The organism is Citrobacter sp. wls706, assembly GCF_005281305.1.
GTDB lineage: Bacteria > Pseudomonadota > Gammaproteobacteria > Enterobacterales > Enterobacteriaceae > Citrobacter > Citrobacter werkmanii.
In genome coordinates, this window is sequence record NZ_SZXG01000029.1 from 256,634 (window position 1) to 276,552 (window position 19,919).

General features: G+C 53.2%; 17 protein-coding genes and 1 pseudogene. 13 read left to right on the forward strand and 5 right to left on the reverse strand.

Features of this window, described 5'->3' with window-relative positions:
* Window positions 1-2 precede the first annotated feature (2 nt).
* Entirely contained in the window at window positions 3-1,193 is a 1,191-nt protein-coding gene (locus FDW92_RS06115; RefSeq protein WP_042307149.1) for an MFS transporter, read from the reverse strand.
* 161 nt (window positions 1,194-1,354) lie between these two features.
* On the opposite strand from FDW92_RS06115, the gene FDW92_RS06120 reads away from it, so the two are divergent.
* Entirely contained in the window at window positions 1,355-2,233 is an 879-nt protein-coding gene (locus FDW92_RS06120) for a LysR family transcriptional regulator (RefSeq protein WP_042307148.1), read from the forward strand.
* Window positions 2,234-2,293: 60 nt separating this feature from the next.
* Here the strand turns inward: FDW92_RS06120 and glpQ are convergent, their stop codons facing one another.
* Together glpQ and glpT are read right to left on the reverse strand one after the other, a co-directional pair.
* The gene (gene glpQ / locus FDW92_RS06125; protein WP_042307147.1) at window positions 2,294-3,361 is read right to left on the reverse strand and encodes a glycerophosphodiester phosphodiesterase; all 1,068 of its coding nucleotides are present in this window, start codon (window positions 3,359-3,361) and stop codon (window positions 2,294-2,296) included.
* Between the two features lie 3 nt (window positions 3,362-3,364).
* Window positions 3,365-4,723, reverse strand: a complete 1,359-nt coding sequence (glpT, locus tag FDW92_RS06130) for a glycerol-3-phosphate transporter (RefSeq protein WP_042307146.1) — start codon at window positions 4,721-4,723, stop codon at window positions 3,365-3,367.
* Between the two features lie 270 nt (window positions 4,724-4,993).
* Here glpT and glpA point away from each other — a divergent pair, with 270 nt between their 5' ends.
* The 4 genes and pseudogenes from glpA to FDW92_RS06150 all read left to right on the forward strand — a co-directional run.
* On the forward strand, window positions 4,994-6,622 hold the full coding sequence (gene glpA, locus FDW92_RS06135) for an anaerobic glycerol-3-phosphate dehydrogenase subunit A (protein WP_079223328.1): 1,629 nt from the start codon (window positions 4,994-4,996) through the stop codon (window positions 6,620-6,622).
* On the forward strand, window positions 6,612-7,871 hold the full coding sequence (gene glpB / locus FDW92_RS06140; protein WP_042307143.1) for a glycerol-3-phosphate dehydrogenase subunit GlpB: 1,260 nt from the start codon (window positions 6,612-6,614) through the stop codon (window positions 7,869-7,871). The genes glpA and glpB overlap by 11 nt, the downstream gene beginning before the upstream one ends.
* The gene (glpC, locus tag FDW92_RS06145; protein ID WP_038642250.1) at window positions 7,868-9,058 is read left to right on the forward strand and encodes an anaerobic glycerol-3-phosphate dehydrogenase subunit GlpC; all 1,191 of its coding nucleotides are present in this window, start codon (window positions 7,868-7,870) and stop codon (window positions 9,056-9,058) included. The genes glpB and glpC overlap by 4 nt, the downstream gene beginning before the upstream one ends.
* 220 nt (window positions 9,059-9,278) lie before the next feature.
* Window positions 9,279-9,653 (forward strand): annotated as a pseudogene (locus tag FDW92_RS06150) (ISNCY family transposase); the annotation flags it as partial.
* Between the two features lie 38 nt (window positions 9,654-9,691).
* Here the strand turns inward: FDW92_RS06150 and FDW92_RS06155 are convergent.
* Together FDW92_RS06155 and FDW92_RS06160 are read right to left on the reverse strand one after the other, a co-directional pair.
* On the reverse strand, window positions 9,692-10,888 hold the full coding sequence (locus FDW92_RS06155; protein WP_042307141.1) for a nicotinamide mononucleotide deamidase-related protein YfaY: 1,197 nt from the start codon (window positions 10,886-10,888) through the stop codon (window positions 9,692-9,694).
* A 79-nt stretch (window positions 10,889-10,967) separates the two neighbouring features.
* Window positions 10,968-11,510 carry a YfaZ family outer membrane protein gene (locus FDW92_RS06160; RefSeq protein ID WP_038642254.1) on the reverse strand — a complete coding sequence of 181 codons (543 nt, stop codon included), beginning with the start codon at window positions 11,508-11,510 and terminating at the stop codon, window positions 10,968-10,970.
* A 317-nt stretch (window positions 11,511-11,827) separates the two neighbouring features.
* Here FDW92_RS06160 and nudI point away from each other — a divergent pair, with 317 nt between their 5' ends.
* The 8 genes from nudI to arnF all read left to right on the forward strand — a co-directional run bounded on the left by nudI (window position 11,828) and on the right by arnF (window position 19,919).
* The gene (gene nudI, locus FDW92_RS06165) at window positions 11,828-12,253 is read left to right on the forward strand and encodes a nucleoside triphosphatase NudI (RefSeq protein WP_042307139.1); all 426 of its coding nucleotides are present in this window, start codon (window positions 11,828-11,830) and stop codon (window positions 12,251-12,253) included.
* A gap of 292 nt (window positions 12,254-12,545) precedes the next feature.
* Window positions 12,546-13,685, forward strand: coding sequence for a UDP-4-amino-4-deoxy-L-arabinose aminotransferase (gene arnB, locus FDW92_RS06170; RefSeq protein WP_042307136.1), 1,140 nt, complete (start codon window positions 12,546-12,548; stop codon window positions 13,683-13,685).
* 2 nt (window positions 13,686-13,687) lie between these two features.
* Complete coding sequence (gene arnC / locus FDW92_RS06175) at window positions 13,688-14,671, forward strand: undecaprenyl-phosphate 4-deoxy-4-formamido-L-arabinose transferase (protein ID WP_042307134.1); 984 nt, start codon at window positions 13,688-13,690, stop codon at window positions 14,669-14,671.
* Window positions 14,668-16,650, forward strand: coding sequence for a bifunctional UDP-4-amino-4-deoxy-L-arabinose formyltransferase/UDP-glucuronic acid oxidase ArnA (gene arnA / locus FDW92_RS06180; RefSeq protein WP_042307132.1), 1,983 nt, complete (start codon window positions 14,668-14,670; stop codon window positions 16,648-16,650). Before arnC ends, arnA begins: the two co-directional genes overlap by 4 nt.
* The gene (gene arnD / locus FDW92_RS06185) at window positions 16,647-17,549 is read left to right on the forward strand and encodes a 4-deoxy-4-formamido-L-arabinose-phosphoundecaprenol deformylase (protein ID WP_042307130.1); all 903 of its coding nucleotides are present in this window, start codon (window positions 16,647-16,649) and stop codon (window positions 17,547-17,549) included. Before arnA ends, arnD begins: the two co-directional genes overlap by 4 nt.
* The gene (arnT, locus tag FDW92_RS06190) at window positions 17,546-19,201 is read left to right on the forward strand and encodes a lipid IV(A) 4-amino-4-deoxy-L-arabinosyltransferase (RefSeq protein ID WP_042307128.1); all 1,656 of its coding nucleotides are present in this window, start codon (window positions 17,546-17,548) and stop codon (window positions 19,199-19,201) included. Before arnD ends, arnT begins: the two co-directional genes overlap by 4 nt.
* Window positions 19,198-19,533, forward strand: coding sequence for a 4-amino-4-deoxy-L-arabinose-phosphoundecaprenol flippase subunit ArnE (gene arnE, locus FDW92_RS06195; RefSeq protein WP_042307126.1), 336 nt, complete (start codon window positions 19,198-19,200; stop codon window positions 19,531-19,533). The genes arnT and arnE overlap by 4 nt, the downstream gene beginning before the upstream one ends.
* A complete protein-coding gene (gene arnF, locus FDW92_RS06200; RefSeq protein WP_042307124.1) occupies window positions 19,533-19,919 on the forward strand; it encodes a 4-amino-4-deoxy-L-arabinose-phosphoundecaprenol flippase subunit ArnF in 387 nt (128 codons plus the stop codon). Before arnE ends, arnF begins: the two co-directional genes overlap by 1 nt.

The window sequence follows — 19,919 nt, forward strand, 5'->3', positions numbered from 1 at the left end:
GGTTAGTGCACTTCATGTGCGCTAACCAGCGGCATCGCCCCGCGGCGTTTCATCTGCGCGATATACAGCGCCCCGGCTAAAACCACCAGCAGCGCCCCTACCAGATAAATCGCCCTATAGCCCACGCCCTCGACCATCATCCCCATAATGAACGCGCCAATCGCCATTCCCGCATCCATCGCATTAAAGAATAGCGAATTGGCGATGCCAATTTTATGCGGTTCCACCGAGCTAATAATTTGTGTCTGGAATACCGGCGTGACCGAACCGTAACCAATGCCGATTAATCCCCCGGCAATAATCATCATGATGCTGCCGTTGGTGTAGCCAAGCGCCACCAGTCCCACTGTAAAGGCCAGCAAACACGGATATACCACGTATTTCGGCCCTTTTTTATCACAAATGTTGCCGGTAAAGGTTCGACAGATCATCAGGCAAATAGCGTAGCACAACAGGAAATTACTGGCGGCGGCCATCAGATCCAACTCGCGCGCATACAGCGCGAGAAAAGCAGAAACGCCCGCATAGGAGAAGGTCATGAAAAACGTCACCATCGCGAAAGGCAGCGCGGCACGGTCAAACATTGCCGCAAATCCCAGCTTCGGTTTTGAGCCGTCGGCATGACGGATGACCGGTGGTACGGCGACGATCAATGACAGAATAATACCCAGCGCGGCAACCGCGCTACACAGCCAGAAAGCGGTGGTAAAAGCGCCCCAGCGTGCCATATTCAGCCCCACCCAGGGCCCCACAACCATTGCCAGTCCCATGGCCAACGAGAAAAAACTGATGCCCTCCCCACGTCGGGAGGCCGGTATCAGCCGCGCGGAAATCGTTCCTTTTACCGTGGTAATGACGCCAAACGTCACCCCATGAAGCACCCGAATAAACAGCAGCGATTCAATTGAGTGGCAAACAGGATACAGCGCAGTGACAACCAAAAAGGCCAGAGAAGAGAGCACCAGAATCGTTTTATTCGAATATTTTCCCACCCATTGCCCGGCGAACGGACGCACAACAATTGCGGCACCTAAAAAGAAGGTGACCAATAAGCCGGCTTTATCCGGCGTGGCGTGCAGGCGATCCGAAATATAGATCGGTAATAACGTAAGCAGGACATAAAACACAAAGAATATAATGAAGCTAATTATCGTGATTGCCCAAAAATCCTTCGTCCACAGTTTTTCTTTCATATTCGACAACCTGTCCAGACGGCGCACGCAGGCAACGCTCAGCTCAACTGAGCAACGGAGAGGTGCGTCAAAATGTGATTTATACGGTAGACCGCAAGTGTAAACAGGTTCATCATATTAGAGAAATTAATCGTTTTAATATTGTTAATTAGAGGGAACTAATGACATTAACCCAAATCCACGCCCTGCTTGCGGTGCTTGAATGCGGCGGTTTTACCGAAGCCAGTAAGCGGCTGTATATGACCCAATCCGCTGTAAGCCAGGCAATTTCGGCGCTTGAAGAAGAGCTGGGAGTCGAATGTCTTATCCGCGAGCGCCGCAAAGACATTCAGCTCACCCCCGTTGGAAGACGGATCGTACCGCACCTGCGCATGATCGTTTCAGAAACCAACGCGGTGAAAGAGATTGCCGAGCAGGAGCGAAAAAACCCAGCCCGAACCCTGCGCATCGGCTGCTTTCCCAGCGCCTGCGCCTGCATTTTACCGGGCATTATCCACCACTTCGAGCAGCACCATCCGCACATCAAAATCATTCCCTTCGAAGAGAACAGCACGGCGATCGTGGATTCCCTGCGCAGCGGGGATATTGATGCTGGATTTGTGCATTTTCCGGTGACTGGCATGTACTGCGTACCGATCTATCGCGACAAATTTACCGTCGTGGTTCCCGAAAACCATCCTCTGGCAGCCAATACCGCGGTTACGGTTGAACAGTTGGTGGGAGAACCGCTGATTATCAGTAAAGGGCGCTATGAATTAAGCATCATGACGCTATTTAAAGAGAAAGGTATCGAGCCGGTTATTAAATACGAATTTAACCATCCGGATACCGCGATGAGCTTTATTCGGCAGGGGCTGGGTATTGCATTATTACCGGAATTGACGCTGAAAGCCGCTGGCGGGGAGATTCGCTCGGTGGCGCTGGAGCCGACGTTCTATCGACAGATTTCGTTACTGGCAAAAGAGCCGCCGGTGGACGGCAGCCCTTTATTTCTCCTGCAGGCTTGTATGGAAACGTTGACAGCAGACGGCCTTATCTAACAGTTACTAACGTTATCCAATAAGGCCTGTGACCGGAGGTGCATCACAGGCCTTGTGCCATTACTCTTTATTCAGGAATTTCACTGCTTTGTCGGGGAAATCGGTGAACAACCCGTCAACGCCCGCCTTGTTATACAGAATGTCATACAGCTGGTTTACGTCAGTAGTGTAATCCGGTAGCTGATCGGCACGAACCGTATAAGGATGCACCACCATCTTGTTCTGATGCGCGTCCTGAACCATACCAGTTAACGAGATATTGCCTTTTTTCGACTTCTCATCAACCAGCATGTGGTAGTCCGGCCCAATGCCGTCCGCATACTGTGCCACCTGTTTCATGGCACCCGGTTTGAACATCCAATCGTAGTTGTAATTAACCCAACTACCGTCCGGCTTTTTCTCCTGGGTTTCATTCCAGTCAGTGTACGCAATTAACTGCACCAGATTGAGATCCATCCCCATCTTTGGTTCCAGTTCATTTTTAATGCGCTTTAACTCCGCAACATCAAAACACTGCAGATAAACCTTGTCGTTTTTGCTGGTATACCCGTACTTTTTCAGCACTTCCAGCGTTTTCGCTGCGATGTCCTTCCCTTCCTGGTGATGGAACCACGGCGCTTTCATTTCCGGATAAATACCGATGTTTTTACCGGTTGAGTGATTCAGTCCCTGAACGAACTCAATCTCTTCTTCGAAGGTGTGCACGCGGAAATCAGATTTACCCATTGGGAAGCGCCCAGGGTAGGTCTGTACCTTTTTGCCATTTTCGATATCAAAGCCTTCGGTAAATTTCAGCGATTTGATCTCATCCAGAGTAAAGTCGATAGCGTAATAACGTCCATCTTTACGCGCACGATCCGGAAAACGCTCAGCGACATCGGTGACGCGGTCCAGATAGTGGTCATGCAGGACGACCAGATGGTCATCCTTGGTCATCACCAAATCCTGCTCCAGATAATCCGCGCCCTGAGCATAGGCCATCGCTTTCGCGGGCAGCGTATGCTCAGGTAAATAACCGCTTGCCCCACGGTGCGCAATCACGATTTTATTGGCGGCGACCGCCGCGCTGCTAACAACCATACCAGCCAGCATCAGCGCCACGCTGAGACTTTTCAATGTGGTTTTCATAAATTAGCCCCCGTTACGTTTCTGCAGCATTTCTTCGTGATGACGTTTTTCGCCAATCATGACGACCACCAGCAGAATCACCGCCAGCACGCTACCGCCAATCATCACCATAAAGCCGCCGTCCCAGCCGAAGAAGTCAACGGTGTAGCCGACAATGGCGCTCGCCGCCACAGAACCGCCGAGATAACCGAACAGTCCGGTGAAGCCTGCCGCCGTGCCCGCCGCTTTTTTCGGCGCCAGTTCCAGCGCGTGCAGACCAATCAACATGACCGGGCCGTAGATCAGGAAGCCGATGATAATCATACAAGCCATATCAACGTTCGGGTTCCCTGCCGGGTTCATCCAGTAAACGATGGTCGCGATAGTCACCAGCGTCATAAAGAACACGCCGGTCGCGCCACGGTTGCCGCGGAAGACTTTATCCGACATCCAACCACACAGCAGCGTGCCCGGAATACCCGCGTATTCATACAGGAAGTAGGCCCAGGATGATTTATCGAGTGCGAAATGCTTCACTTCTTTCAGGTAGGTCGGTGACCAGTCCAGGATGCCGTAGCGCAGCAGATAAACAAACACGTTAGCGATAGCGATGTACCACAACAGTTTGTTTGGCAGTACATACTGCATGAAGATCTGCTTCGCAGTCAGCTCTTCTTCCGCTTTCTCGTTGTAATCGTCCGGATAGTCGTTCTTATACTCTTCGATAGGCGGCAGGCCGCAGGACTGCGGCGTATCACGCATCATCGCAAAGGCGAACAGCGCAACCACAATCGCACCGAAAGCAGGCATATACAGCGCCGCTTTCCAGTCATTGAACCAGGCCATACCGAGCAGGAACAGCAGAGGAGGCAGACCGCCGCCCACGTTGTGCGCACAGTTCCAGACGGAAACAATACCGCCACGTTCTTTCTGCGACCACCAGTGCACCATGGTACGGCCACACGGCGGCCACCCCATCCCCTGGAACCATCCGCAAAGGAACAGCAGCACAAACATAATCGCAATGCTCGATGTCGCCCACGGCACAAAGCCCATAAACAACATCACTGCGGCAGCCAGAATCAAACCTGCTGGCAGGAAAACGCGCGGATTCGAGCGATCCGAAACGGACCCCATGATGAATTTCGAAAATCCGTAAGCGATGGAGATACCAGATAAGGCAAAACCCAGATCGCCGCGAGAGAAACCCTGCTCAACCAGATATGGCATCGCCAGGGCGAAGTTCTTACGTACCAGATAGTACGCGGCATAACCAAAGAAAATCCCCAGGAAAATCTGCCAACGCAATCGACGATATGTCGGATCGATCTCCGTAGCAGGCAAACGCGCCTTATGTGGCGCTGGTTTAAAAATACTCAACATAGTGTAGCCTCCGTGGCCGTCTTTCATTCGAAGTAAACACTGCAGTTCGTCATTACTACCCTACCGCTTCCAGTGTGGCCGCGATGTTAAGGAAAGATACCTAACAAAAATGTGAAACGCAGCACATATTGTTACAGATTTATGACAAATGTTCATAAAGGCGCACGGAATCACGTTTCATTTTCGAATAATGAGCGATTATGCGCGAAATCAAACAATCCATGTTTTTTATGTGGCTAAATGATAAAAAACGAACTGTGAGGAAAAACAATGAAAACTCGCGACTCGCAAACAAGTGACGTGATTATCATTGGTGGAGGAGCAACAGGTGCAGGGATCGCACGCGACTGTGCGCTGCGCGGGTTGCGCGTCATCTTAGTGGAACGCCACGATATCGCCACGGGCGCGACCGGACGTAACCACGGCCTGCTGCATAGCGGTGCGCGCTACGCCGTCACCGACGCTGAATCTGCCCGTGAGTGCATCAGCGAAAACCAAATTCTGAAACGTATCGCCCGTCATTGCGTTGAGCCGACGGACGGTCTGTTTATTACCCTGCCGGAGGATGAGCTCTCCTTCCAGGCTACCTTTATTCGCGCCTGTGAAGAGGCCGGTATTCGCGCAGAAGCGATTGACCCTAAGCAGGCGCGCATTATCGAACCCTCCGTCAACCCACTGTTGATTGGCGCAGTTAAAGTGCCGGACGGTACGGTCGATCCCTTCCGCTTAACCGCCGCCAACATGCTGGATGCGCGTGAGCATGGCGCGCTTATCTTAACGGCCCATGAAGTGACGGGGCTGATTCGCGAAGGGGCAACGGTTTGCGGCGTTAACGTGCGCAATCATCTGACGGGTGAGATGCAGTCCCTGCATGCGCCGGTGGTGGTGAATGCCGCCGGGATCTGGGGCCAGCGCATTGCAGAATATGCCGATCTGAGTATCCGGATGTTCCCGGCCAAAGGTTCGCTGCTGATTATGGATCATCGTATAAACCAGCATGTCATTAATCGCTGCCGTAAACCTTCTGACGCCGATATTCTGGTGCCTGGTGATACCATTTCGCTCATTGGTACCACCTCGCAGCACATTGATTACGACGATATTGACAGCAACCGCGTCACCGCAGAAGAGGTCGATATTCTGCTGCGCGAAGGCGAGAAACTGGCGCCGATTATGGCGAAAACACGCATTTTACGTGCCTACTCAGGTGTGCGACCGCTGGTCGCCAGCGACGACGATCCAAGCGGTCGTAACGTCAGCCGCGGTATTGTGCTGTTCGATCACGCTGAACGTGACGGACTGGATGGGTTTATCACCATTACCGGCGGTAAGCTGATGACCTACCGTCTGATGGCGGAATGGGCCACCGATGCCGTTTGCCGCAAGCTGGGCAATTCTCAACCTTGCACCACGGCAGACACCGCGCTGCCAGGCTCGCAGGAATCCACCGAGCACACGCTGAAACGCGTAATTTCATTGCCTGCGCCGTTGCGCGGTTCGGCGGTCTACCGTCACGGCGATCGCACCCCGGCGTGGCTTAGCGAAGGTCGTCAGCACCGTAGCCTGGTCTGTGAATGTGAAGCGGTCACCGCGGGCGAAGTGCAATACGCCGTCGAGAATTTAACCGTCAACAGCCTGCTCGATTTACGTCGCCGTACCCGCGTTGGTATGGGGACCTGCCAGGGCGAATTGTGCGCCTGCCGCGCCGCAGGTTTACTGCAACGTTTTAATGTCACCACTGCTGCGCAATCTATCACCCAGCTTTCCGATTTCCTCAATGAGCGCTGGAAAGGCGTGCAGCCTATCGCCTGGGGAGATGCGCTGCGCGAAAGCGAATTCACGCGCTGGGTCTATCAGGGATTGTGCGGTCTGGAAAAGGAGCACCAGGATGAAATTTGATACCGTCATTATCGGCGGCGGCCTGGCCGGACTGCTGTGCGGCCTGCAGCTGCAAAAAAGCGGGTTGCGCTGTACGATTGTCACGCGCGGCCAAAGCGCCTTGCATTTTTCCTCCGGCTCACTGGATTTGCTCAGCAACTTACCCGATGGTCAACCGGTGGTAGAGATAGAAGCAGGTCTGAATGCGCTGCGTACTCAGGCGCCCACGCATCCGTATAGCACCATCGGAACACAGAACGTCCTGGAGCTGGCCCAGCAGGCGCAGGATCTGCTGGATGAATGCGGAACGCATTTGCAGGGCAAGGTACGCCAGTCACATCAACGCGTAACCCCGTTGGGAACTCTGCGCTCAACCTGGTTAAGTTCCCCAGAAGTTCCGGTGTGGCCACTGTCCGCACAGCGTATCTGCGTTGTCGGTATCAGCGGTTTACTGGATTTTCAGGCGCATCTCGCCGCGGCCTCACTGCGCCAGCGTAATCTCAGCGTCGAGACAGCCGAAATCGATCTGCCCGAGCTGGATGTCCTGCGTGACAACCCGACCGAGTTTCGCGCCGTCAATATTGCGCGCCTGCTGGACAACGAAGATAAATGGTCGCTGCTCTATGATGCTTTACTGCCACAGGCAAAAACCTGCGACATGATCATTATGCCAGCCTGTTTCGGCCTGGTGGATGAGCGCCTCTGGCACTGGCTTAACGAGCGCCTTCCCTGCTCGTTAACGTTGCTACCAACTCTACCGCCTTCGGTACTGGGTATGCGTCTGCACAACAAATTGCAGCGCCAGTTTGTGCGCCAGGGCGGCGTCTGGATGCCGGGTGATGAAGTGAAGAAAATCACCTGTCAGGACGGCGTAGTCAGTGAAATCTGGACCCGTAACCATGCCGATATCCCGTTGCGTCCACGCTTCGCCGTGCTCGCCAGCGGCAGCTTTTTCAGCAGCGGACTGATCGCCACGAGAGAGGCCATCCACGAACCGATCCTCGGGCTGGATGTACAGCAAACCACCACCCGCGCCGAGTGGTATCAACGCGACGTCTTCGATCCGCAACCGTGGCAAAAGTTTGGCGTCACAACCGACGCTACGCTGCGCCCGTCACTGGCGGGTAAAACGGTAGAAAATATGTATGCCATCGGTTCTGTTCTCGGTGGTTTCGACCCTATTGCCGAGGGTTGCGGAGGCGGCGTATGCGCAGTCAGTGCCTTACACGCCGCACATGACATTGCGAAACGTGCAGGAGGACAGCAATGAGCGACACACGTTTTGAAAGTTGTATCAAATGCACGGTGTGCACCACCGCCTGCCCGGTAAGCCGCGTCAATCCGGGCTACCCTGGCCCAAAACAGGCCGGACCGGACGGCGAGCGTCTGCGCCTGAAAGATGGCGCGTTATACGACGACGCGCTGAAATACTGCATCAACTGTAAGCGCTGCGAAGTGGCGTGTCCGTCAGATGTGAAAATTGGCGATATCATCCAGCGTGCGCGCGCCAAATATGACACTACGCGTCCATCGCTGCGTAATTTTGTTTTAAGCCATACGGATTTAATGGGAAGTGTATCCACCCCGTTCGCGCCGATAGTGAATACCGCCACCTCGCTGAAACCGGTACGCCAGTTGCTGGACTACGCGCTGAAAATCGACCATCGCCGTACGCTGCCGAAATACTCCTTTGGTACGTTCCGCCGCTGGTATCGCAGCGTTGCTGCCCAGCAGGCACAGTATCCGGAGCAGGTCGCCTTTTTCCACGGCTGTTTTGTTAATTACAACCATCCGCAACTCGGCAAAGACCTGATCAAGGTCCTGAACGCCATGGGAACCGGCGTACAACTGCTGAGCAAAGAAAAATGCTGCGGCGTACCGCTGATCGCCAACGGCTTTACCGATAAAGCCCGCAAGCAGGCGGTGAGCAACGTGGCCTCGCTCAGGGAAGCGATTGACGGGAAAGGCATTCCGGTGATCGCCACCTCATCAACCTGTACCTTTGCACTCCGCGATGAGTACCCGGAAGTGCTGGACGTCGACAACACGGGCCTGCGCGAACATATTGAGCTGGCGACCCGCTGGCTGTGGCGCAAGCTTGATGAAGGCAAAACGTTGCCGCTGAAGACGCTGCCGCTGAAAGTGGTCTATCACACGCCTTGCCATATGGAGAAAATGGGCTGGACGCTCTACACGCTGGAGCTGCTGCGCCAAATTCCGGGACTGGAGCTGACGGTGTTAGATTCTCAGTGTTGCGGAATCGCCGGGACATACGGCTTTAAAAAGGAAAACTACCCGACATCACAATCGATTGGCGCACCGTTATTCCGCCAGATTGAAGAAAGCGGTGCCGATATCGTTGTCACCGACTGTGAAACCTGTAAATGGCAGATAGAGATGTCTACAAGCCTTCGCTGTGAACATCCGATCACCCTGCTTGCCAAAGCATTGGGTTAACTCTGTTGCCCGGTGGCGTTTGTTACCGGGCATTTTTGCGTACTCTGTTCCGCTTAATTGAATACGTTGCAATCGGCCGTATTTATCTCTGATTCACCCGCGCAAATAGCCAAATCCTCCCATGCAGCCCTTGTTAAAAGTAGGTACCGTCATGCCAACTTCCCCTTCAGGTGACGGACTACCATGGATAAATCAACCACCTCTACACCGCATGATGCAGCGTGATTTGATGGGGCTGGTGGACCGGCTGGTCTCGCTTTTAGTTACAAGCACTGCTAATGACAGCCAGCTGCAAACGCTATTTAATTACCTGCTACGATACGGCAATGTTTCTCATGTCAGCGCATTTATCCATGAGGTTGCCGAACGTTCCCCCCATCACAAGGAGAGGTTGATGACGATCGCAGAGAGGCTAAGACAAGAAGGCCACCACCATGGCCTACAAGAAGGGATACAGCAAGGATTAGAACAGGGAGTGCAAAAAGGTACGCAAGAAGAAGCCTTACGTATCGCTCGCATGATGCTGGAAAATGGAATTGATCATAATTTGGTTCAGTTAATTACCGGGCTATTGCCTGGCGATGTTACAGAGTGAGTCAGGTTGGGAAGGTTTGTAGCCTTCCCAATCAATGCTTAAATCGTCAGCGATTCAACCACTTCAATCCAGCCGTGTTCGCTGGCAATATCCTGGCCGTTTAGCCAACGACGCAGCATATTCAGCGCCATCATCGCGCAAACTTCCTGACGAATCGGCAAACTGTAGCGATTAGCGCTAAGCCTTACGCGTAAGGCATGTGTCCCATCCGGGGTTGCCAGCGCAAAGTTAATATGTTCGCTTTCGAATGCCGATACTGCCAGCGCCAGCCCGGCATAGTGTTTGCCGCGTCGCTCGGTAATCCAGTGCGCCGTTTGCGCCAGCGTTTCTTCCTGGGGAGGAACCACTTCACTTGCCAACAAAGGAGCATTTGCACGCGAAAGCTGTAGCGCCACCAAGCCACCGGTGAACTGTTCGCTCAGCGTCAGACTGTATTGCCGCTCCTGCAACGTGCGGGCGATTTGCGCAGGCAAACCTTCCGTACCTTCGAAAATCATATTCTGCCCGGCAACCCGCTTCACCTCAGGCCACAGCGCCAGCATGGCGTCTCGTTGGGAATCCGGCCCGGTTAGCTTCAGCTCAATAATCGGCATCGACGAGCGGTAGCCCATTGTTACTCCCGGCGGCAAAGGCAGCGGATCCAGACTCTGCGCCAGGTCACTTTCAGAACGGCCAAAGGTGGTTAATCGCAGGCAGAGAGGTGGTTGAGGCAGAGAAAAACGCTCACGCAAACGCGGCAGAATCTCATGCTCAACCATGACTTTAAATTCCGATGGCACGCCAGGCGTAAAGAACATCAGGCAACGGTTTAGCTTCACTGCGAATCCGCACGCGGTGCCGACAGGATTATTGATAAATTCGGCGCTGGCAGGAAGCTCAGCCTGTTTTCGGTTGCTCGGCGCCATCACGCGGCCACGGTCGCGGAAATAACGCTCCATCTCGGCCAGCCATGCTTCATGCAGTACCAGCCCTTCGCCTTTCGCCGTTGCCGCCGCCTGCGCGCTTAAATCATCGCTGGTTGGCCCCAGACCGCCATTAACGATCAGCACATCGGCGTGTTCGCTACGTTCACGTAGAATAGCGACCAAATCGTCAAGATTGTCCCCTACCGTATTGCGGCGGGTTAACGGTAATCCCTGATTAAAGAAAAAATCAGCCAGCCAGGCGGCATTGGTGTCGACGATTTGTCCGTGCAACACTTCATCCCCGGTGGATAGCATCTCCACGTTTAACATCGTGTTCTCCTGCTTTTATGATGAAAACACTATAGCGCATGGAGAGGGGAAGGCGCGACTGAACGCCGCGCCAGAAATATCAGAAGCTGGCGTTAACCCCAACGTACGGACCATCAGCAATCGCGTTATCGCGGTTGCCATCTTTACCCGCCAGGTTCAGGTAGCGATAACCGGCTTCAATGCTCAGCGGGCGCATAATTGTCAGACGCGCACCGGCATTGGCTTCTTCATAACTGTCGATACCGCTGGAAAGCGAATCAGGAGAGTAATAGTACTCACCAAACAGGCGGAAGCTATCGCCAATCGGCCACTGCAGACCGCCACCAACTGCCGCCGCGTAGCCTTCATCACCATCATTAGGATTAGTATAAATACCTTTTCCTCCAACGGTTGCCAGCAACGGACCAAGCGGAATATTCAGACCCAGTCCCAGACCGGCTGCATCGCCGTCGTCATCGTTATGCATCCAGTTACCGCTGACCGCCAGTCCGGTAGACTCAGTTCCCATACCAAACCCAAGGTTGGTGTAATCTTCGCCCGCCTGGCCACTAATGCTAATTGCGCTCGCCGACGCGGAAACAAACAGCATTCCGGCAAAACCCAACATTAAACTTTTTTTCATTTTCTATCCTTTCCAGCAAGAATCAAAACATAGCCCCAAAACTGAGGAATTGTACTGCCAGATGACAAGGAATCAATGAGCTAAAAAAGTGATGCAATGGCATATTGTAACCAAATACTACTTGCAAGTTTGAGTTAAGGTTAAATTCTGCGGCTAATTGCAGAATCGAACGTAGCTACCCCTCGTTTTCAACAAACATCCCTTTCTCCTCAGTTAAAGAAGGGTTAATCGTCACGGAAGCGTTTTTTCTGCCGCCAGCAAAAGGTAAGATGGGCACACGATGGAATTCTCAGTATTCCCCTACAAGGATCCGACTTATGCGCCAAAGAACGATTGTTTGTCCATTAATACAAAATAATGGCTGTTATTTACTGTGCAAAATGGCTGATGACCGTGGCGTGTTCCCCGGCCAGTGGGCGCTTTCTGGCGGCGGTGTTGAAGCGGGCGAACGCATCGAAGAAGCATTGCGTCGGGAAGTGAGGGAAGAACTGGGCGAACAGCTCGTGTTATCAGAAATTACCCCATGGACCTTCAGTGATGATATTCGCACCAAAACCTATGCCGATGGCAGCCAGGAAGAGATTTACATGATCTATCTTATCTTTGATTGTGTCGCGGAGAATCGTGAAGTGAACATTAACGAAGAGTTTCAGGCGTTCGCCTGGGTTAAACCGGAAGATCTTGGCACGTACGACTTAAATGTCGCCACGCGTAAGACGTTAACCCTGAAAGGATTACTCTAAGTTATCATTCTAATAGTGGCATAAAATAAACCCTCTGAATTGCGGCATTGCATTGACCTGTCTACGGTAAACAGCAATGCCGTTTACGCCACGCAATTTCTGTAAAATTCATTTGATTTCAAAACAATAAATTAAAAACACCGTTATTTTCCTTTATATCTCGAACCTTAAACTCTTAAGGATAAATTAACCTTCAGTCATTAACCTTTGAAGCCTGATAAATAATTAACGACGCCCCTGTTTATCGCTAAAAATAAAACGTCGGTGCGTTAAATGGCTTGAAGGAATAATGATGTCTGACTTTTTGCCTTTCTCTCGCCCGGCTATGGGAGCTGAAGAGCTTGCCGCAGTGAAGGCGGTTCTGGATTCTGGCTGGATAACCACCGGCCCGCAAAATCAACAGTTGGAAGAAGCCTTCTGCCAGCTCACGGGAAATAAGCATGCCGTTGCCGTCTGCTCCGCCACTGCTGGAATGCACATCACGCTGATGGCGCTGGGCATCGGTGCGGGCGATGAGGTCATCACGCCATCGATGACGTGGGTTTCTACCCTCAATATGATTGTCCTGCTGGGTGCCACACCAATCATGGTCGATGTTGATCGCGATACGCTCATGGTCACACCGGAGCAGATTGAAGCGGCCATCACGCCACGAACCAAAGCGATTATTCCGGTACATTACGCTGGCGCCCCTGCTGACCTTGACGCGATTTATGCCATTGGCGAACGCTATGGCATTCCGATCATCGAAGATGCGGCGCACGCCGTAGGGACGTTATATAAGGGTCGTCATGTTGGCGCGCGCGGCACCGCTATTTTCTCGTTTCATGCCATCAAAAATATCACCTGTGCGGAGGGTGGGCTGATTGTTACCGATGACGGCCAGCTTGCCCAGCGGCTTCGCAGTCTGAAGTTTCACGGCCTGGGCGTTGATGCTTTCGATCGACAAACCTACGGCCGTGCGCCGCAGGCCGAAGTGTTGGCGCCAGGATACAAATACAACCTCACAGATATCAATGCCGCCATCGCGCTGGTACAGCTGAAGAAGCTGGAACAACTGAACTCGCGCCGCGCACAAATTGCCCAGGAATATCAACAGGCGCTGGCCGATACGCCATTTCAACCGTTGAGCCTGCCCCAGTGGTCCCACGTTCACGCCTGGCACCTGTTTATCATTCGTGTTGACGAAGCGCGCTGCGGCCTGAACAGAGATGCCTTAATGGAAGCGCTGAAGGCCAGAAATATCGGCACCGGTCTGCATTTTCGTGCAGCCCATACGCAAAAATATTACCGCGAACGCTTCACCACGCTTTCGCTGCCAAATACAGAATGGAATAGCGCACGCATCTGCTCGCTGCCATTGTTCCCCGATATGACCGCCACCGACACCCAGCGGGTCATTACGGCGCTTCGCGAGATTGCAGGACAATAACTATGTTTGAAGCCACACCGATCAAGAAAGTCTCAGTGGTCATTCCTGTTTTTAACGAACAGGAAAGCCTGCCAGAATTAATCAGACGCACCAGCGCCGCCTGCGAAAAATTGGGCAAAGATTATGAAATCTTGCTGATCGATGACGGCAGCAGCGACCGTTCCGCGCAACTGATGATGGACGCTTCACAGGCGCCGAACAGCCATATCGTTTCTATTCTGCTGAACCGCAATTACGGCCAGCACTCGGCAATTATGGCCGGTTTCAGCCATGTCACCGGTGACTTGATCATCACGCTGGATGCCGATTTGCAAAACCCGCCGGAAGAGATCCCCCGGCTGGTTGCCACCGCAGATGAAGGTTTCGATGTGGTCGGAACGGTACGCCAGAACCGACAGGACAGCGTATTTCGTAAAACCGCCTCGCGTATGATCAACCACCTGATTCAGCGCACTACCGGTAAAGCGATGGGCGACTACGGCTGCATGCTACGCGCCTATCGTCGCCATATTGTCGATGCCATGCTGCATTGCCAGGAACGCAGCACCTTTATTCCGATTCTGGCCAACATTTTTGCCCGTCGCGCCACGGAGATCCCGGTGCACCATGCAGAGCGTGAATTTGGTGACTCTAAATACAGCTTCATGCGTCTGATCAACCTGATGTATGACCTGGTGACCTGTCTGACCACCACGCCGTTACGTATGTTGAGCCTGCTCGGCAGCGTGATTGCCGCCACGGGCTTTACGCTGTCCGTTCTGCTTGTTGTGTTACGCCTGACGCTCGGCCCGCAGTGGGCCGCGGAAGGGGTATTCATGCTGTTTGCCGTCCTGTTTACCTTTATCGGCGCACAGTTCATTGGCATGGGTTTACTCGGCGAATATATCGGTCGCATCTATAACGATGTCCGCGCCCGCCCCCGCTATTTTGTTCAACACGTTATCCGCCCACAAACCACGCAGTCAACCGAGGAAAACCGCGCATGAAAGCCGTCGTATTTGCCTATCACGATATGGGATGTCAGGGTGTCCAGGCCTTGTTGGATGCAGGTTATGAAATCGCCGCAATTTTTACGCACACCGACAACCCGGGTGAAAAAGCGTTTTTTGGCTCTGTTTCCCGCCTCGCCGCCAGCGCCGGTATTCCGGTTTACGCCCCGGACGAGGTTAATCATCCTTTGTGGATCGAGCGCATTAGCCAACTGGCACCCGATGTTATCTTCTCGTTCTACTATCGCCATTTACTGAGTGAGGAGATCCTCAGTCTTGCGCCTAAGGGGGCATTTAATCTGCACGGCTCGCTGCTGCCAAAATACCGCGGCCGCGCGCCGCTGAACTGGGTATTGGTCAATGGCGAAACCGAAACCGGCGTCACGCTTCATCGCATGGTCAAACGTGCAGACGCTGGCGCTATTATCGCCCAGCAGTCTGTCGCTATCTCTTCGGATGATGTGGCGTTAACGCTGCACCATAAATTGTGCCAGGCTGCGCGTCAGCTGCTGGAACAAGCGCTGCCCGCGATTAAAACGGGCGATTATGCAGAACGCCCGCAACAGGAAGCAGAGGCTACCTGTTTTGGCCGCCGCACGCCGGAAGATAGCTTCCTGGACTGGAACAAACCCACCGCGGAGCTGCATAACCAGGTCCGCGCCGTCAGCGATCCGTGGCCGGGTGCATTTAGCTATGTTGGCACGCAAAAGTTCACCGTCTGGTCGTCGCGTGTTTGCACAAATGACCTTGCAGCCCAACCGGGCACCGTCATCTCCGTGTCGCCTTTGCTGATCGCCTGTGCCGATGGCGCACTGGAGATTATTACCGGACAAGCTGGCGATGGTATTGCGATGCAAGGCTCACAGCTGGCGCAGGTTCTGGGCCTGGTACCCGGTTCTCGTCTGAACAGCCAGTCAGTTACCACCAGCAAACGTCGTACTCGCGTGCTGATCCTTGGCGTTAACGGCTTCATTGGTAACCACCTGACCGAGCGCCTGCTGCAAGAAGACAATTACGAAGTATATGGACTCGATATTGGCAGCGACGCAATTGGGCGTTTCCTGCAACATCCGCGTTTCCATTTCGTCGAAGGCGACATTAGCATTCACTCCGAATGGATTGAATATCATGTGAAAAAATGCGACGTCGTATTGCCGCTGGTGGCGATCGCAACGCCAATCGAATATACCCGCAACCCACTGCGCGTGTTTGAACTCGATTTTGAAGAGAACCTGAAAATCATTCGCTACTGCGTGAAGTACCGTAAGCGCATCATTTTCCCGTCAACCTCCGAAGTCTACGGCATGTGTACCGATAAAGTCTTCGATGAGGACAGCTCGAATCTGATCGTCGGCCCGGTGAATAAACCACGTTGGATCTACTCCGTTTCCAAGCAGTTGCTGGACCGCGTAATCTGGGCATACGGCGAAAAAGAGGGGTTGCGCTTCACCCTGTTCCGTCCGTTTAACTGGATGGGACCGCGTCTGGACAGTCTTAACGCCGCGCGTATCGGCAGCTCACGCGCCATCACCCAATTGATTCTCAATCTGGTGGAAGGCTCACCGATTAAGCTGATTGAAGGCGGCAAGCAAAAGCGCTGTTTTACCGATATTCGCGATGGTATCGAAGCCCTGTACCGCATTATTGAAAATGAAGGCGGACGCTGTGACGGCGAGATTATCAACATCGGTAACCCGGAAAACGAAGCGAGTATTCAGGAACTGGCAGAAATGCTGCTAACCTGCTTTGAAAAACATCCATTACGTCAGCATTTTCCGCCGTTTGCCGGTTTCCGCGACGTCGAAAGCAGCACCTACTATGGTAAAGGTTATCAGGACGTTGAGCACCGTAAGCCCAATATTCGCAACGCAAAACGTTGCCTGAACTGGGAACCCACCATTGAGATGCAGGAAACGGTAGAAGAGACGCTGGACTTCTTCTTACGCAGTGTGGATATCACGGAACACACATCATGACCAAAGTTGGCTTGCGCATTGATGTCGACACATTCAGGGGGACACGCGAAGGCGTGCCCCGCCTGCTGGAGACATTGAACCGACATAACGTTCGGGCAAGTTTTTTCTTTAGCGTGGGACCTGACAACATGGGACGCCATCTCTGGCGTCTGGTGAAGCCACAATTTCTGTGGAAGATGCTGCGCTCAAACGCAGCATCGCTCTACGGGTGGGATATTTTGCTGGCGGGTACAGCATGGCCGGGAAAAGAGATCGGCCAGGCCAATGCGGCAATTATTGCGCAAACCGCCCTGCTTCATGAAACCGGTTTGCATGCCTGGGATCACCATGCCTGGCAGGCGCGAAGCGGAAACTGGAATGACAAAGAGCTAATTGATGATATTTCACGTGGCATTACCGCCCTTGAAGCTATCATCAATCAGCCCGTTACCTGCTCCGCCGTTGCCGGATGGCGTGCCGACGACCGCGTCGTCCATGCCAAAGAAACGTTCCATCTGCGCTATAACAGCGACTGTCGGGGAACGTCGTTATTCCGTCCTGTGCTGGCATCCGGGAAAACAGGTACGCCGCAAATTCCTGTCACATTACCCACATGGGATGAAGTGGTGGGTCAGGAGGTTCAGGCGGTGGACTTTAACGCTTATATTCTCTCCCACATCCAGATGAGCAGAGAGACACCGGTGTACACCATTCATGCAGAAGTGGAAGGTATTGCCTTTCAGCAGAATTTTGACGAACTGCTCACTCGTGCTGCCGACATGGGGATTACGTTTTGCCCGCTCGGGGATCTGCTACCGGACGATATCAGTACGCTGCCAACCGGGCGGATCGTGCGTGGGAAAATTCCCGGCAGAGAGGGATGGCTCGGCTGTCAGCAACCCGTGGATATGACACAATGAAATCGGTACGTAACGCCCTGGCATTTATCGCTTTTATCGCGCTGTATTTTATTTTACCTATTAATAGTCGTCTGCTGTGGCAGCCTGATGAAACGCGCTATGCCGAAATCAGTCGGGAGATGCTGACCTCTGGCGACTGGATCGTTCCGCACTTTTTAGGGCTGCGTTATTTTGAAAAACCGATTGCCGGATACTGGTTGAACAGCATCGGGCAATGGCTGTTTGGCGCCAATAATTTTGGCGTCAGAGCGGGGGCGATTTTTGCCACCTTGCTGACTGCGCTACTGGTAGCCTGGCTTGCCATGCGGATGTGGCAGGATAAGCGTACCGCCGTACTCTCTTCAGTTATCTTTTTAACCTTTTTTTCGGTCTATAGCATCGGTACCTACGCGGTACTCGATCCTATGATCGCACTCTGGCTGATGGCGGGCATGTGCTGCTTTTGGGAGGGGATGCAGGCCACTACCAGAACACGCAAAATCGTTGCCTTTCTGCTGTTAGGGCTAACCTGCGGCATGGGCGTAATGACCAAGGGTTTCCTGGCGCTTGCCGTTCCTGTGCTCAGCGTACTGCCGTGGGTTTTCGTGCAAAAACGCTGGAAAGACCTGATCGTCTACGGCCTGCTGGCAGTCGTCGGCTGCGTCGTGATTGTGCTGCCGTGGGGTGTAGCGATTGCTCAGCGTGAGCCGGACTTCTGGCATTACTTCTTCTGGGTCGAACACATTCAACGCTTCGCCCAGGATGATGCCCAACATAAGGCCCCTGTCTGGTACTACATTCCCGTGCTTTTGGCTGGCGCGTTACCGTGGCTCGGGCTGCTTCCCGGCGCACTGCGTACGGGCTGGCGGGAACGAGATGTTCCGCGCAGCACACTATACCTGCTAAGCTGGATTATCATGCCGATCCTGTTTTTCAGCATCGCAAAAGGAAAACTGCCGACCTATATTCTTTCCTGCTTCGCGCCGCTGGCGATATTAACGGCGCGTTTTGGCCTGCAGGCTGCGCAAAAAGGTTCAGCCGCGCTGCGTGTGAATGGCTGGATCAACGTTCTGTTTGGTGTGGTAGGCATTATCGCCACGTTTATTGTTTCCACGCTGGGACCGTTGAAAATGCCTATCTGGTCGCATATCGAAACCTATAAGGTTTTTTGTGCATGGGGTATTTTTCTCATCTGGACGCTCTTTGGCTGGTATACGTTAAATAACCGCGAGAAGAACTGGCAATTTGCCGCGTTTTGCCCATTAGGACTGGCGCTGTTGTTTGGCTTCTCCATTCCCGATCGGGTCATGGAATCTAAACAACCGCAGTTTTTTGTCGAGATGACCAAAGAGTCGCTGGAATCCAGCCGCTATATTCTCACCGACAGCGTTGGCGTCGCTGCGGGGCTGGCCTGGAGCCTGAAGCGTGACGACATCATGCTATACGGACAAACAGGCGAGTTGAAATACGGCCTCAGCTATCCGGATGCCCAAGGGCGCTTTGTCAGTCGGATGGACTTTGTCGACTGGTTAGCCCAACACCGTCAGCAAGGAAATATTACCCTCGTGCTCTCGATTGATAAGAATGAAGATATTAATCAACTAGCCATTCCTCCCGCTGATTATATCGATAATCAGGGGCGTCTGGTCCTGATTCAGTATCGGCCGAAATGATCTGGATAGTATTAATTTTCGCCAGCCTGCTCAGCGTATGCGGACAGTTATGCCAGAAGCAAGCAACGCGTCCGGTACCTTCAGGCAGGCGAAAACGCCATATTACGCAATGGATTGGGCTGGCCCTGGCAAGCCTCGGCCTGGCTATGCTGCTCTGGCTGGTGGTGTTGCAGAATATCCCTGTTGGCATCGCCTATCCCATGCTGAGCCTGAATTTTGTCTGGGTGACGCTGGCCGCCTGGAAAATCTGGCGCGAACCGGTCGCAACGCGCCACTGGCTGGGTGTGGGGCTGATAATCGCCGGCATATTCATTCTTGGGAGCGCGGTGTAATGGGCATTTTTTGGGGATTATGTAGCGTTATTATCACCTCGGCTGCCCAACTGAGTCTCGGCTTTGCGATGGATAACCTGCCGCCGATGCTGCAACCGTTGAAATTTCTATCCGCCGTATTCGCCCTCAACGCTGGCGCATTGGCTCTTTTTAGTGGGCTGGCGGGATATTTACTGTCGGTAATTTGCTGGCATAAGGCCCTGCACCAGCTCGCCCTGAGCAAGGCTTATGCCTTGCTCAGCCTCAGCTATGTTCTGGTTTGGGTCGCATCAATGATTCTGCCCGGCTGGCAGGGAACATTTTCAGTGAAGGCGCTGGTTGGGGTACTGTGCATCATGGCGGGTTTAATGACGATTTTTCTGCCTGCTGACAAGCACCGGCGCTGA